This window comes from Bacillus sp. FJAT-45037 (assembly GCF_002797325.1).
Taxonomy (GTDB): Bacteria; Bacillota; Bacilli; order Bacillales; family Bacillaceae_D; genus Alkalihalophilus.
This window is the reverse complement of the sequence record NZ_KZ454938.1, coordinates 2,791,975-2,806,821: the sequence shown is the minus strand read 5'-3', so window position 1 is coordinate 2,806,821 and position 14,847 is coordinate 2,791,975. Positions and strand designations below refer to the sequence as shown.

At 43.3% G+C, this 14,847-nt stretch carries 16 protein-coding genes; 15 read left to right on the top strand and 1 reads right to left on the bottom strand.

Annotation, left to right across the window (positions count from 1 at the left end; translation table 11 throughout):
* Positions 1 to 188: 188 nt before the first annotated feature.
* Positions 189 to 653, bottom strand: coding sequence for a hypothetical protein (locus CDZ88_RS14205; RefSeq protein WP_100374170.1), 465 nt, complete (start codon positions 651 to 653; stop codon positions 189 to 191).
* A 155-nt stretch (positions 654 to 808) separates the two neighbouring features.
* On the opposite strand from CDZ88_RS14205, the gene spoIID reads away from it, so the two are divergent.
* The 15 genes from spoIID to fabZ all read left to right on the top strand — a co-directional run bounded on the left by spoIID (position 809) and on the right by fabZ (position 14,617).
* Positions 809 to 1,828: a stage II sporulation protein D gene (gene spoIID / locus CDZ88_RS14200; protein ID WP_100374169.1), complete on the top strand. Its 1,020-nt coding sequence runs from the start codon at positions 809 to 811 to the stop codon at positions 1,826 to 1,828.
* 150 nt (positions 1,829 to 1,978) lie between these two features.
* A complete protein-coding gene (locus CDZ88_RS14195) occupies positions 1,979 to 2,581 on the top strand; it encodes a hypothetical protein (RefSeq protein ID WP_100374168.1) in 603 nt (200 codons plus the stop codon).
* Positions 2,582 to 2,761: 180 nt separating this feature from the next.
* A complete protein-coding gene (locus tag CDZ88_RS14190) occupies positions 2,762 to 3,637 on the top strand; it encodes a M23 family metallopeptidase (protein ID WP_100374167.1) in 876 nt (291 codons plus the stop codon).
* A 451-nt stretch (positions 3,638 to 4,088) separates the two neighbouring features.
* Positions 4,089 to 4,265 carry a hypothetical protein gene (locus CDZ88_RS17670; RefSeq protein ID WP_198507868.1) on the top strand — a complete coding sequence of 59 codons (177 nt, stop codon included), beginning with the start codon at positions 4,089 to 4,091 and terminating at the stop codon, positions 4,263 to 4,265.
* 396 nt (positions 4,266 to 4,661) lie between these two features.
* Positions 4,662 to 4,964, top strand: a complete 303-nt coding sequence (locus CDZ88_RS14180) for a DUF4212 domain-containing protein (RefSeq protein WP_100374165.1) — start codon at positions 4,662 to 4,664, stop codon at positions 4,962 to 4,964.
* A 56-nt stretch (positions 4,965 to 5,020) separates the two neighbouring features.
* A complete protein-coding gene (locus CDZ88_RS14175) occupies positions 5,021 to 6,682 on the top strand; it encodes a sodium:solute symporter family protein (RefSeq protein ID WP_100374164.1) in 1,662 nt (553 codons plus the stop codon).
* Positions 6,663 to 8,585, top strand: coding sequence for a DUF294 nucleotidyltransferase-like domain-containing protein (locus CDZ88_RS14170; protein WP_100374163.1), 1,923 nt, complete (start codon positions 6,663 to 6,665; stop codon positions 8,583 to 8,585). The genes CDZ88_RS14175 and CDZ88_RS14170 overlap by 20 nt, the downstream gene beginning before the upstream one ends.
* 21 nt (positions 8,586 to 8,606) lie before the next feature.
* Positions 8,607 to 9,269, top strand: coding sequence for a 3'-5' exonuclease (locus CDZ88_RS14165; RefSeq protein ID WP_100374162.1), 663 nt, complete (start codon positions 8,607 to 8,609; stop codon positions 9,267 to 9,269).
* Between the two features lie 204 nt (positions 9,270 to 9,473).
* The gene (gene spoIIID / locus CDZ88_RS14160) at positions 9,474 to 9,761 is read left to right on the top strand and encodes a sporulation transcriptional regulator SpoIIID (RefSeq protein ID WP_100374161.1); all 288 of its coding nucleotides are present in this window, start codon (positions 9,474 to 9,476) and stop codon (positions 9,759 to 9,761) included.
* A 110-nt stretch (positions 9,762 to 9,871) separates the two neighbouring features.
* Positions 9,872 to 10,873, top strand: coding sequence for a rod shape-determining protein (locus CDZ88_RS14155; RefSeq protein ID WP_100374160.1), 1,002 nt, complete (start codon positions 9,872 to 9,874; stop codon positions 10,871 to 10,873).
* Positions 10,874 to 10,962: 89 nt separating this feature from the next.
* Positions 10,963 to 11,787: a flagellar hook-basal body protein gene (locus CDZ88_RS14150; protein ID WP_100374159.1), complete on the top strand. Its 825-nt coding sequence runs from the start codon at positions 10,963 to 10,965 to the stop codon at positions 11,785 to 11,787.
* A gap of 21 nt (positions 11,788 to 11,808) precedes the next feature.
* The gene (locus CDZ88_RS14145; RefSeq protein WP_100374158.1) at positions 11,809 to 12,654 is read left to right on the top strand and encodes a flagellar hook-basal body protein; all 846 of its coding nucleotides are present in this window, start codon (positions 11,809 to 11,811) and stop codon (positions 12,652 to 12,654) included.
* Positions 12,655 to 12,675: 21 nt separating this feature from the next.
* A complete protein-coding gene (locus CDZ88_RS14140; RefSeq protein WP_100374157.1) occupies positions 12,676 to 12,993 on the top strand; it encodes a DNA-directed RNA polymerase subunit beta in 318 nt (105 codons plus the stop codon).
* A 163-nt stretch (positions 12,994 to 13,156) separates the two neighbouring features.
* Complete coding sequence (locus CDZ88_RS14135; RefSeq protein WP_100374156.1) at positions 13,157 to 14,056, top strand: NERD domain-containing protein; 900 nt, start codon at positions 13,157 to 13,159, stop codon at positions 14,054 to 14,056.
* A 126-nt stretch (positions 14,057 to 14,182) separates the two neighbouring features.
* Entirely contained in the window at positions 14,183 to 14,617 is a 435-nt protein-coding gene (gene fabZ, locus CDZ88_RS14130; protein WP_100374155.1) for a 3-hydroxyacyl-ACP dehydratase FabZ, read from the top strand.
* The last annotated feature ends 230 nt before the right edge of the window (positions 14,618 to 14,847 follow it).

Genomic DNA, 14,847 nt, shown 5'->3' with positions numbered 1-14,847 from the left:
TTATCCACAGATTTATGAACAGTTGTGGACTTCTTTAATAGTCTTACCAAAAAGGCCTTTAATTATTAGTTTATTCTGAATTTTTAAGTCGCAATGATGGATGTCTTAAAAACATTCCACGAATAAACGCTGCCATTCAATTTAATTATCAACAACTTGTCCACATATGTGCATGAGAAGGGTGGTGATCACTTCTCTTTGTAATCCCACATAATTCTCCAGTGCCCCTCCTCTTTCGCAACATAAACAAATTGAATGAATTGAAAATGGCCATAAGTCCCCCGATAGGTTTTCGTGACGATCACTTCATATGCTTCAATGGGTTCCGTCTCCTCAAACATCTTCCACTCGTTTATCTTTTTAGGCTTTGATAAGTCGAACGTAAATGTTTCCACACCGAAATGATTCATAAATGTATGTGGACGGTCGGAGATATAGCGGTCGCGATTGAATTTGCTATGCATAGCCGTGTGAAAAAGATCCCAAGAGGAGGAAAACCGTGCTTCTTGTTCAAGAGAATAAAATTCATCGACTACGATTTTGACTTGTCTAGCTTCTGCTGGAATAAATAAAATGACAACGAGAAAACCAAGCGCAATGAGAAGAATGATATATAGAACGAAAGGTTGTAGCTGATTTCTTCTTCGTATCATACAAAGTCCTCCTCTAAAATCTAAAAGTCGCTTTTCTTTAATCTATTCTCGCTTGTACGGATTTATCTCACCCATTGGAAAAAGAACTTGTTCTAAACGGTACCCGTGACCCATAGAATAGCTAGTGAGAAAAATTAAACAATGGAGGCTTGAATATGAAACGGTTACTCATTATCGCAACCATTCTATGTACGGTGGTACTTATTCTGCCAACGATGATGGTGTTAATTGGTGATAACTCAACACCAACATCAATTCCAATTCCAGACGCAGCCGCGACCGAATCAAATCAAGTCACCTATGAGACAGATTCAGATGTAGCGATACAAGTGTTCAGAAGCAAGCAGGAGATCGTTGAAGAGATTCCTATAGAAAAGTATGTGGCTGGGGTTGTCGCCTCTGAGATGCACGCTACATTCGAAATGGAGGCCTTAAAGGCACAAGCACTTACAGCAAGAACGTATATTGTTAGACAAATGCTTCATCCAGGAGATGTAGAGTTACCAGGCGAGGCGATGGTGACGGATACAGTGACGCATCAAGTGTATCAAAGTGAGGCGGAACTTAGAGAAAAGTGGGGAAGTGAGTTTGATCTCTACTATAAAAGGATTCAAGATGCGGTTCTACAGACCAAGGGACAAGTATTGACGTATGAAGATGAGCCAATTACAGCTGCTTTCTTCTCAACGAGTAATGGCTATACGGAAAACTCAGAAGACTACTGGCCCAATCCGATCCCTTATTTAAGAAGTGTCGAAAGCCCGTGGGATCAAACCTCTCCAAGATTTACAGCAGAGAAAGTAGTGCCAGTAGCTGAGGTAGAACAAAAGCTTGGCGTCAGTCTCTCACAAGACGGGTCAGTCGGAGCGATTACAGACCGCACAGACGGAGGGCGAGTAGCCAAAGTCGTGGTCGGGGGCAAGGAATTTAGTGGACGTGACATCCGAGATAAGCTAGCTCTTGATTCCTCAGACTTTGACTGGCAGCAACAAGGAAGCAACGTCGTCATCCAAACAAGAGGATGGGGGCACGGTGTCGGTATGAGCCAATACGGCGCCGATGGGATGGCGAAAGAAGGCAAGAACTACCAAGATATCGTCCACCACTACTACCAAGGAGTCAGCATCCAATCAATAGACAACTACGAAGCGAAGCTAACAGCGAGAGCGGAATGAGAGATGAAATCGTAGACCCATCAGATCAGGTGGGTTTTTTTCTGTTGAGAAATAATAGTGCTTTGGCTCAGGGGTAGAAGCCGCTTCAGATGAAGGGCTTGAGGAATATGCTTAAGAGAGTAATAAAAAATAAATGAAGGAGTGTATGAAATGTCATTATTTTCATCAATGTCAGGTGGGGATTTCGAAAGATCTTATGCAGCTAAGTCGGTTGACCGCTCATATAATAAGACAAAACAAAAGACATGTGATTGTTCAATTCGAATTCGCTCTAACGATACAACAACAGTTACCGCAGTAACCTATCCAGGAGCAGATGTTGTACCGGCTGATGTCGATATCCAAACGATTGATATAGATATTTGTCCAAAATGTAATCCCGAAAATAGCAATGTCTTTGTTGTTCTTCAAAATGAATTTACAGTGGGGTTTACGACGGTTACTGCCGCTTCGATCCCAGGTACATTCAAAGTGAAATGCTGTGAAGAAACTGGGACGGCGGTCGTAGAAGGGTTAGCTAATTTAGTGATTAATAACTCACTAGGGCTAGTCATTCCCTTGATCCCTATTACAACCATTCTTACTTTGCCATTTAGAATCGAAGTTAGCAGCAACGGCACAGCGACCTTTACAGCTCGGTACATTGCTGACGGTGAAACATTAAGCATTTCATTTGCAGGCTTAGATGTTTTGATAAGAGATTGTGTTAATAGAAGTAAACCCTGCAAATACAATAGAAGTTGTTGTGATTAATCTTCAAGAAGAGGGCTATTATCTAGTCCTCTATTCTATATTGAGCGATATACACGCATCTTTTTTCATTATCTATACATAACAAAATCAATTTTGTCGAAAACTAATCTAAAAAATATTTTATTATAAATGTATATAATTTCATGAATCGGCTCAGACTGGTTGCTGAGGTGATGAGAAATGAGAGAAGAAGAAAACAAACGCTCTTCTAAAACTGAGGAAAAAGCATTTGATCTACAAAGCTTTCTAAAAAAGCGTTGGATTATCCCTGCTGTTTATCTAGTCGCAGCCGCTGGAGTATTAAGTGCCGTCCTATTCTTTCAAGGTGAAGATGAATCAACTGCACCAAATGAAGGTGTAGAAGTAGTCGACCCTACTGGACAAGATATGTATGGTGAAGATGCCGTCGAAGTAACAGCAGCCAATGAAATGATCAAGAAACCCGTAGCTGAAGAAGAAGGTATTGAAATCGTCGTTCATTATTTCGATGAACAAGCAACTGCAGAAGAAAAAGAACAAGCTCTTGTTTATTACAACAACGAATACCGTCAAAATAAAGGAATTGATTACGGTCACGTTGAAAATGCAAACTTTGATGTAGTTGCGGCTCTAAGTGGAACCGTTGTTAAATCAGAAAAAGATGCCCTTCTAGGATATGTCGTTGAAATTAGTCATGACAATGGAATCGTGACACACTATCATAGTTTAGAAGGTGTGGAATTAGAAGAAGGTGAAGTCGTTAAACAAGGCGACATCATCGGACAAGCAGCCCGTAACTTATACAATCAAGAAGCAGGCGTACATGTTCACTTTGCGATCCAACAAGACGGAGTGGCTGTTAATCCCAACGATGTCTTCGAGCAACCAATTGACTCAATCGGTGATGCGGTGAAAAAGCAACAAGAAACAGCTAGCTCAGAAGAAGAAGCACCAGCTGAAGGCACTGAGCCAGCAGATGAAGATGCTGATGCACTTGGAGACGAAGATGAAACAGACGCACCAGATGAAGAAGACGGTGCTGGTGAATCAGGCGAAGAAGCAAACACAATCGGATAAATGAATAAAGATGACGACTCTCGCTGCTGCGAGGGTCGTTTTTTGATGTGTATTTCCATATTATTGAAGAGTTTGCGCGAAAATCCGTTCAGTTTGCGCGAAAGCTAGCACGATAAGCGCGGAACTGAGCCTAGTAGTTCGCGCGGAAACCAAAAAAAGTTGCGCGAAACCCAATCGCGAAACTCTGACCTCCGACACCCAAACAAAAAAGTGCCATTATTTATCATTTAACAGCTTGACTTAATTCTGAATATTTGAAATAATACTACCTATGTTAAGACTGTTATGGAACAACGTGGAAAACCACAGCAGGTGTTCCTCGTTCCTAACGACAACTATGATAACGCTTACATATTACCTGGTTCATCTGTACTACTGTAAATAAGACTGACTAACCGGTCTGAATCAAATGTAAGTTGAATACAATGAACAGAATTAAAGGAGGGCTAGTATGCTGTATGTGTTTCTTGCAATTACCGTATTGTCGATCATTTTTGCTTTTAAAATGAAAAAGCCTTTAATGCTATCGGTCCCGTTTGCAGCCATCCTTGTCTATTTTGTCATTCAAATAGCGATGGTGCCGTTAGGATTTTTCGATACCGTGCGCTTTATTTTTGAACTGAGGTAGTAGGGCATGAAAAAGCAAACAAAAACAATGACCGAGCCCCTATTCCAATGCCCAAAATGTCATCAAGAAACGCTTAAACCTATTCAACTAGGTCAATATTTCTTTCTTCTTAGTGCTTTACCATTACTCACCGCATTGATCTTAACTTTCGTTGTTCATCCAATCTTTCTAGCTAGTATCCCCATTGTTGCGTGGATGAACCTACGAGTTGCTAAAAAGAAAACACCTCCTAGACACTGCACAAATTGCCATCACTTCATGACACCACATAAGCAGAAACTCTCACACCACGCGTAAACAAACTCATCTGATAAGGAGGCGATGCCCATCCATGAACAGCAAGAAATGATCTGAAACATGTTTACTCACACGAATTAAAAAAGGGAGGCGACACGTTTGAAAAAAATTGATAAAAAAGTTGCGGATGCGTATTTTCGGGCTAGAACAACATTGGTCATTATTTGCTTAGTTATTGGGGGGCTCGTCTCGTTTGGAGTCGTAGCGTTTGCAGAGTTTTTTGTCAACTTCAACATTATGGGGATGCCAGCCAACTACTATATGGGCGCGCAAGGAGCGGTAGTAACCTTTGTTCTGCTTTTATTTGGTAACGCAATCATCAGTGATCGGATTGATAAGAAATTCGGTATTAACGAAGAGGAAAATGTAAGAGCTAGTGCGGGGAAAGTGTTAGATCATTAGGGAGTGTTTCCTACAGAGTTTATCTTCACAAATATAGAAAATGAGGGGGAGAAAACATGGATCAACAAACGATTGTATCCTTAGTGATGATTCTAGCGACATTTGGTCTTTATATTGGAATTTCGGTTTATAACCGCGCGAAAGTAACGTCTGATTTCTACGTAGCAAGTCGAGGCGTTCCACCATTTTGGAACGGGATGGCGATTGGTGGAGACTGGATGAGTGCTGCCTCCTTTATTGGTATGGCTGGTACGGTCATGATCCTTGGCTATGACGGTCTTGCTTATATCATGGGTTGGACTGGCGGTTACTTATTCTTAACATTCTTACTAGCACCACAGCTTCGTAAATATGGTCGCTATACAGTTCCAGAATTTATCGGTGACCGTTTTGATAGTAATGCAGCCCGACTGATCGCAGCGATTGCGACGATTATCATTAGTTTCACCTACATCATTGGACAATTAGCTGGTTCCGGGGTTGTTATTGGACGTATCTTAAATATTCCAGCGATGTACGGCACGATGATTGGGGTTGTCGTTATTGCCATCTATGCGTCACTTGGTGGAATGAAGGGGATCACATGGACTCAAGTGGCCCAGTACATCATTTTAATTATTGCCTATATCATTCCGATTGTTTTCATGTCTCTTCAAGTGACAGCAAATCCTTTACCATGGCTTACATATGGAAACATTGTCACACAACTAGGTGAACTTGACCGAGAGCTTGGTGTCTCTGAGTATTTCGCTCCATTTGCCGAAAGTGACAAATCTCAATTTATTGCGCTTATGTTTACATTAATGGTTGGTACAGCGGCTCTACCTCACGTTATCGTCCGCTTCTACACAGTGACAACAATGAAAGCAGCACGTTGGAGCGGGGCATGGGCGCTTGTCTTTATCGCACTACTTTACTTATCAGCACCCGCTTATGCAGCCTTTTCTCGCTTCATTTTAATGACACGTGTAGCAGGGCAACCGATCGATGAGTTACCTGCATGGACGACAACATGGGTTAACACGGGATTGTTACAAGTAGCCGATCAAAATGGCGACGGAATCTTACAATGGGAAGAAATCATTATCTCCAATGACATTGTCGTCATGGCGACACCAGAAATCGCCAATCTCGGGGTCTTCGTTATTGGCCTTGTTGCCGCTGGTGCGATGGCTGCAGCCTTATCAACAGCCGGTGGATTATTAATTACAATCTCATCTTCATTTGCTCATGATATTTACTATCGTTTGGTCAACCCTGGCGCTAGTGATAAGAAGCGTTTAGCCGCAGGGCGTTGGGCCATTATTCTCGCAACAATTGTAGCGGGTGTCGTAGCACTCAACCCACCAGGCGTTATTACTCAAATTGTTGCCTGGGCATTTGCGCTTGCTGGCGGAACCTTCTTCCCAGTCCTCTTACTCGGAGTATGGTGGAAACGAGCGAATGCAAAAGGGGCAATTGCCGGTATGCTTGTCGGTTTATCGGTCACATTAACGTACATTCTCCTAGCACGCAATGGCATCACCATCTTTGGCATCCAAGATACAGGTGCAGGCATAATCGGGGTTCCAATTAACTTTATCGTCACGATTCTTGTATCGAAAATGACGGCAGCTCCGTCGCAAAAGCTACAAGATGAAGTCGTTGATCTTCGCTACCCTGAACAAATGTCTTACAAAGACGGAGAGGTATGGATGGATGAATCATCAGGTCGATAATCAATATCTACAACAAATCGAGGCTCATCCGTTATTCATCGGCACCACAGCCGATGAATTGCGGGGGCTGTTAGAAACGTGCCAATTCAAGCACTACGACAAATCAGCGAAAGTCCTCTATTCAAAAACACCTCGCGAAGGCCTTCTGCTCATCCTTAAAGGGATGGCAGAGGTTTTTGTCAGTCATGAAGACCAACCAGAGGTATTAGAAGTTCTTCAACAAGGGGACATGATCGGGTTCTCTAGCTTAGCTGATTTTTTAGGAGAACAAAGTGAAAATCCCGAACAATATGCAGTCGAAGTCCGAGCGGTCGAAGCGGCCACTTGTCTTCACATTCCCTATCCCGTTATCGAAGCTCGCATGCACGATGGCAACGTGCGTGATTTTATGCTAAAACAAGCTTCTATTCGCCTACGCGATATTTATCAATCCCTCGCCGAGCAAGTAAAACAAGCGAGTCATTTTGGCGAAAGTGAGCCGTTTATCCGTCGCATCCAAGATCTTATGAGTGACCCAGTCGTCATTGTCGACCAAGACGAGGACATTCAGGATGTCGCAATGACGATGGTCGATAAAAAAACAAGCTCCGTTGTCGTTGTCAATGATGGTGATCAGCTTATTGGCATTATTACAGAAAAAGATCTCGTATCCCGAGTCGTCGCAAAAGGAGGAGGGCCAGGGACCGTCGCAAAAGAAGTGATGACCGCCAACCCATTTATTATCGCCGATGATGCCTATTATTATGAAGCAATGTCAAGTTTTCTAATGAACGGGATTAAGCACTTACCCGTCATGAGACGTGGGCGCGTCGTCGGAATGATCACTTTATCTGATTTACTACGTAAAAAAAACCGAGGAACAATGGAAATCCTCCATACCATTGAAGAATCAACCTTTGAAACGATTGAGAAAATGAAGCCCGCGATCTATGAAGTGCTAAGCAACTTAATCCAAGACCGCATCCCAACCACTCACCTATTAAAAGTTATCACCAAACTTTACGACCGCCTCGTGCGCCATGCGGTGGAGCTCGCCGTTCGTGCGCTAGAGACCCGCGGATTAGGCGTTCCACCTGTTGCGTTTAGCTGGTACATGATGGGCAGTGGAGGGCGAGCAGAACAATTTATGTTAACGGACCAAGATCATTTTCTCGTATACGCTAATTGTGCAGAAGAGAAGCGAGAAGAAGTTGAGGGCTATTTTGCTGAGCTAGGTCGTGAGATTGTCCAACACCTTGAACAAGCAGGCTACAAGCGCTGCCAAGGCCTGATGATGGCGAGCGAGAAAAATTGGCGCGGCTCAATGAGAACATGGGAGGAGAGACTTCGAACATGGAGCTTACGGGCGACCAACGACAACATCCTTCTCGGACATAATTTCTTATCCTACCGTCAACTATACGGGGACGCACAATTACATGATGAATTCGTGCAATTAGTAGACGAAAAGCTGACAAAATCGAAAATTTTCTTGTACCGAATGGCAGAACAAGAAAAAGATTCGCCTGTGCCGACACTCGATCACCCGATCCGAGCGTTATTCCGGATGAAGCGGGAATCCATTGATCTGAAGATGCATGCCTTATTTCCACTACATCATTGCTTACAACTATTATCTGCTCATCACGGCATCTATGTCGGAACCCCGCTCGAACGACTCGATAAGCTGACGGACAAAGGTGTCTTTGAAGAGAGAGTGGCTGATGAGATTCGTTTTGCCTATGAGGTCGTTTTATCCATTCGCGTCGATCAAGCATGGTCAAGTTATAAGTCAGACTCAGAGCGCACGAGCAAAGTGTATTTTGCTCATTTACGAACGAAAGACAAAGAAGAGCTCATCATTGCCTTGAAGACGATTCGAAGCTTGCAACACCAAGCACTCGGAGCCTTTGGAATGTACTAAGGAAAGAAGGGGGAGAGAGAGATGGTGTTTTGGAAGAAACAGAAGCTAGATTATAGTTTGCAATCAGACATTCCGTTGAATACATCGATTCGAGATCTGACATTCACTGTCTTTGATACCGAGACAACGGGTTTTGCCATTAATAGATCGGACCGAATGATTGAAATTGCTGCAGTCAGTGTGTCGAATCTTGAAGTGCAAGAACAAACATTTCAAACGTACGTCAATCCAGAACGCGACATTCCTACAAAAATCACCGACTTAACGAATATTTCCCCGGAAATGGTCGAACAAGCACCGAAGTCCCTAGAGGCTTTGAATCGTTTCTTTCAATTTAATGAAGCGACCGGATGCAATCTATGGGTCGGTCATTACGTCAGCTTCGATATGTTGGTTGTGAAAAAGGAGTTGCATCGAAATGAATATGCCTTCGAGCCACCTTTATTTGTCGACACGCTCGACTTTATTGGCTATTTAAACCCATCAAGGGATATGCGCGATCTTGAAGTCTATGCCCTTCAATTTGGCACCCTCATTTATGAACGGCATCAAGCACTCGGTGATGCCTTAACGACCGCTCATTTATTCTGTGAGTTAATGCGGCACTTAGAAGATCGAGGAAAGACCACACTAGCCGATCTATTAGAGATCGGAAGCTCTTCTACGAAGGGTGTGGTGTTTTAAGGGTGGAAAGTTGAAAAGGGTGGAATGGGTAGAACCTTTCCAACCCAGATGTACTCTTCCGCTTATCAACTTTCCAACTCAATTCCCCAAATATGCAAAAAAAGTCTGAAAATTGGCCTCGTCCCGTTGAAAATGTGGTATATCTCCCTATTCTCTCTAATAAACTGTACCAATCACCAACACAGATTTAGGGAGGCGAGACGTGTGCACGATTACATCAAAGAGCGAACGATCAAGATTGGTAAGTATATCGTCGAGACCAGGAAAACGGTGCGAACCATTGCAAAGGAGTTCGGCGTATCAAAAAGTACCGTTCATAAAGACTTAACGGAACGCTTGCCAGAAATCAACCCAGAGCTCGCAAATGAAGTCAAAGAAATATTAGAATACCACAAGTCGATTCGTCACTTGCGTGGCGGAGAAGCAACAAAAGTGAAATACAAAAAGAATCAAGAAGAACCCGTGCAACAAATTGTAAAAACTCGACAATAATTTTTACAAATATTATCCCTGTTCGAGCAAACTATGATAAAATTTACAATTAGGTATATCGTAATCAGTAGATACGATCATGTTCGGATAAACAGGGAGGAAAAAGAATCATGTTTGGTAGAGATATTGGAATTGATCTAGGTACGGCGAACGTCTTGATTTATGTTAAAGGTAGTGGAATTGTATTAGATGAACCTTCTGTTGTAGCAGTTGATACGCAATCAAAACGAGTGCTTGCTGTCGGAGAAGAAGCGTTCCGTATGGTTGGACGCACACCAGGAAATATTGTTGCCATGCGCCCGATGAAAGACGGCGTCATCGCGAACTTTGAAATGACAGAATCGATGCTCAAGCATTTTCTTGACAAGATTAATGTCAAAAGCATGTTTTCAAAGCCACGCATCCTTATTTGTTGCCCAACGAATATCACTTCTGTCGAGCAGAAGGCGATCCGTGAAGCAGCTGAGAAAAGTGGCGGGAAAAATGTGTATTTGGAAGAGGAACCGAAAGTTGCTGCAATTGGAGCTGGAATGGATATCTTCCAACCGAGCGGGAACATGGTCGTAGACATAGGCGGTGGAACAACGGATGTTGCTGTTCTTTCAATGGGTGATATCGTCACCGCCTCTTCCATCAAAGTAGCTGGTGACAGATTCGATTCTGACATCTTAAATTACATCAAAAAGAGGTATAAACTTCTTATTGGAGAACGTACAGCTGAGGCCATTAAGATGCAAGTCGCAACAGTATTTCCAGGCGGGCGTCAAGAGGAAATGGACATTCGCGGACGCGATATGGTCAGTGGACTTCCTAAGACAATTACGGTACACTCAAAGGAAATAGAAGAGGCGTTACTTGAATCAGTTTCCTATATTGTACAAGCTGCCAAACAAGTGCTAGAGCAAACACCTCCCGAGCTATCAGCGGACATTATTGACCGCGGTGTCATTTTAACGGGTGGAGGCGCATTGCTTCACGGCATTGACCAACTTCTTGCAGAAGAGTTGAAGTTACCTGTACTCGTCGCGGACGAGCCAATGCACTGTGTTGCCAGAGGAACAGGCATTTTGCTTGAGAACCTCAATAAAATCCAAAAAAAAATAAAGATTTAATTTACGTATAGATCAACCGATACATGTGGTAGAGGGATATTCCCTTACCACATGTTTTCATAGGAATAGATTATTAGAGGAGGAACACGATGCTTAGAGGATTGTACGGCGCAGCAGCAGGGATGATTGCCCAGCAGCAGCGTCAAGAAATGCTGACCAATAACCTAGCCAATGCGAACACTCCAGGCTACAAAGCCGACCAAGCATCCATGCGCGCATTTCCTAACATGCTCTTAAAAGCAATGGATACTAATACACATCCAGGTGCATCTGCGCCATATATCGGTGAACTCTCAACAGGCGTTTACTTGCAAGAACGTATGCCAAACTTCCGTCAAGGCGATATCAATGAAACCGGCAATAGCACAGACATTGCTCTGTTACAAGGGATTCTACCTGAGACCGAATCAGGAAGACCTGGTGCGTTATTTTATACCGTTCAAGCAGGAGAAGGTGCGGAGGTTCACTATTCAAGAAACGGCAACTTTACCGTCGATGGACAAGGGTTCTTAACGACATCAGAAGGTCATTATGTACTCGGAACAGATGGTGGCGCTTTGCAAGTCGGAAATGAGAACTTCACGATCGATCAAGATGGGATGATGACATCGGCTGAAGGCGCGCTTCTAGGACAATTGAACGTTGCTTATGCTGATGATCCTATGCTTTTAGTTAAAGAGGGCGATGGTTTGTTGCGCTTTACAGAAGAGGGAGACTTGCCAACAGCAATTGGAAACGATCAGATTAACTATCAACTTAAGCAAGGATTCATTGAACGTTCAAATGTTGATGCATCGCAAACGATGACGGAGATGATGAATGCCTATCGTTCATTTGAAGCCAATCAACGTATCCTCCAAGCCTATGATCAAAGTTTAGACAAAGCGGTAAATGAAGTCGGACGAATTGGATAAGCGAAAAAGGGGGAATGTCTGATGAATTTATCAATGATTTCAGCTTCTGTTACGATGGGACAATTGCAAAAGAAATTAGATACATTAGCTCATAATATCTCAAACACCAATACCACAGGGTACAAGAGACGCGAATCGACATTCTCAGACCTTTTGTTCCGACAAGTCAACAATCAAACGGACACAAGGTACGAAACTGGGCGGATGACACCAAATGGCATTCGAGTCGGTGCAGGGGCAAAGATTGCTCAGACGGCGATTAGGCTTGATCAAGGGTCGATTATTGAAACCGGTCGACAGCTCGACTTCGCGATTGCTGAGCGGGACCATTTTTTTGAGATTGGTACGACTGAAGGTGGAGTGGAAACGTCATACTTAACACGAGATGGTGCGTTCTACTTAAGTGAGGACCCTGCAAATCCACAATCTTTAACGATTGTGAATTCAAGTGGAAACTATTTGTTAGATGGCAATGGGCAGCGATTTAGCTTACCGATGAACTTCACAGATCTGACGTTATCTTCAAATGGAGATCTTCAAGCGACCTTGAACGATGGTACAACTGAGGAACTCGGCCAAATTAATTTAATTCGAGTCCTGAAGCCACAAGTTCTTGAAGCGTTAGGTGACACGAATTTCCGTTTCCCTGACGACCTTGCTGCTCTCGGTTTAGTGGACGAGGACGTATTTGAGCAAGTACCGGGAAATGAAGGAAGGTTAATCCAATCAGCAATTGAAGGATCAAATGTTGATATCGCGAAAGAAATGAGCGAGTTAATGAATACCCAACGACATTATCAATTCAATGCACGTGCCATTTCAATGGCAGATGAGATGAACGGACTCGTAAACGGAATCCGCCGCTAACGTGCAAACGAGGAGAAGAAAATGACAAACCAAGAGAGACAACCTACCTCAACTGAACCAGTCGCAACTTCTGACGAGCAGACAATTGAAATAGCTGCAAGCGAGGAAGAGGTGCCGAAAAAAACGCGTTTTGGCCTCCGTAAAAAACGAGCGAAGAAAGAGCGTATTCGACTCATTCCGATTTGGCTTCGCCTCATCGTTGTGACCGTTCTTGTCGGTGGAAGTCTTCTACTTGGAATCATTATGGGATACGGGGTTATTGGAGACGGAGACCCTAAAGATGCTCTGAAGACAGAGACTTGGTACCACATTCTAGATATCATGCAAGGAAACGAATAACCATCAAGTCATCATACTTGGTGGCTTTTTTTGTCATCATTCGCACATTCACGACGAAAAGCCCAAAAAAACTTTAAAAAACAAAAGGAATCGCAAAAATGCTGTCGAAAGTCTTACACCGTAGTCTACCTAGGCTAACATCCATCCCTTAGGAGGTACCCTCATGTGTTCAATTCCCCGCAACATCCCCTACACTATAGAAAGGTTAGAAGCGCTTAAAAACCGGCTTCCAATTAATCATCCGAAGCGGTCAAAAGTAGAGGCCGATTATAGAATACTTCAATCAAAACATAAAACATGGCGCCAACTTTCGCGCATATTAACCCCCTTTGTAAGCACTCGCTGCCATGTTCTTCATAACATCGACCTAACTATAGATAACCAAGCTTTCCACATTGATACGCTAATGATTTCAAGCCAATTCCTTCTTCTGATTGATCTGAAAAATCAACAAGCCGATCAATCGCGACTGTTCTTTTTGTTTCGAGAAACGTTACTCAAAAAATGGCTAAAGCAGCTTCATCTCTCGCACATTCCAATGACAACGATCCTTGTTGCCAATACAAAACAAGACCATTGTGATCAAAGCATCTTAATCTCAGAGGTTTCCCCGTACATTGAAACTCTCCAGCATCACTACGAAAAACGCCAATTATCTGCTCATCAATGCCAAATTCTTAAACAATGGTTCATCGATCACCACACACCAGATACACGAACCATTTTGGATCAATATAAGATTGACTCGGAGGATCTTACGACAGGTGTCTCCTGCCCCTCATGCAGCTCCTATCCAATGACTCGCTTACATGGACGATGGCAATGCCCTCAATGCGGATTCATTTCACATCAAGCCCATATGACAGCCATTCGAGATTACGGCCTACTCATAAATGAGACGATCACGAATAAAGAGCTCAGACAGTTCCTCCATCTTTCTTCACGATTCACCACGAAACGAATCATCGATAGGATTAACGCAGCTCAAACAGGCACATACAACGGCTCGACCTATAACCTAAATGTCGTCCTAACACGGCAAAATCCAATCAAACGCGCGTAATAACCTGCTCATCGGGTAATCTTCCCCTCGCACCAAATTCGCTTCTATAACGCCCGCGACACACTGAAACTCCCCTTATGCTATAATAAAATCAACCAAAACAAACCACTGAAAGGAAGATTACCCATGAGCCAATTAACCATTCAAGAAATCAAAGAAATTATCCCGCATCGCTACCCATTTCTTCTCATCGACCGCATTGAGGAGATCACGGAAGGAGAGCGTGCTGTTGGAATAAAAAACGTCACAGCAAACGAAGAATATTTTAATGGACACTTTCCAGACTACCCCGTCATGCCTGGTGTCTTAATTATCGAAGCTCTCGCACAAGTCGGAGCCGTTGCGATGTTAAAGAAAGAAGAAAACCGCGGCAAGCTTGCCTTTTTTGCTGGCATTGATAACTGTAGGTTCAAGCGCCAAGTTGTTCCAGGTGATCAATTAAAGCTTGAAGTCGAAATCACTCGCCTAAAAGGTCCAATTGGCAAAGGACATGCCATCGCAACCGTTAACGGAGAAGTCGCTGTCGAGACAGATATTATGTTTGCCTTGAAAAATGCTTAAAAGGTGAGAAGGTTGGTAAGGTAGAAAGTTGGAATGGGGTTAAACCGGTGAACCTGTTGCTGCGAGTGGGTTTTCGTCACTTTTAGCTTGCGACGCATTTATGGTCAATTATGTGAGACCTTGTGAAGATATCTAGATATTACCAAAAATACCCGAAGTCCATAGACGTTGATGAATAACCTTGGTAGGATGTACACAGACTAACAGCAAGGCATGATGAGTCACGTACT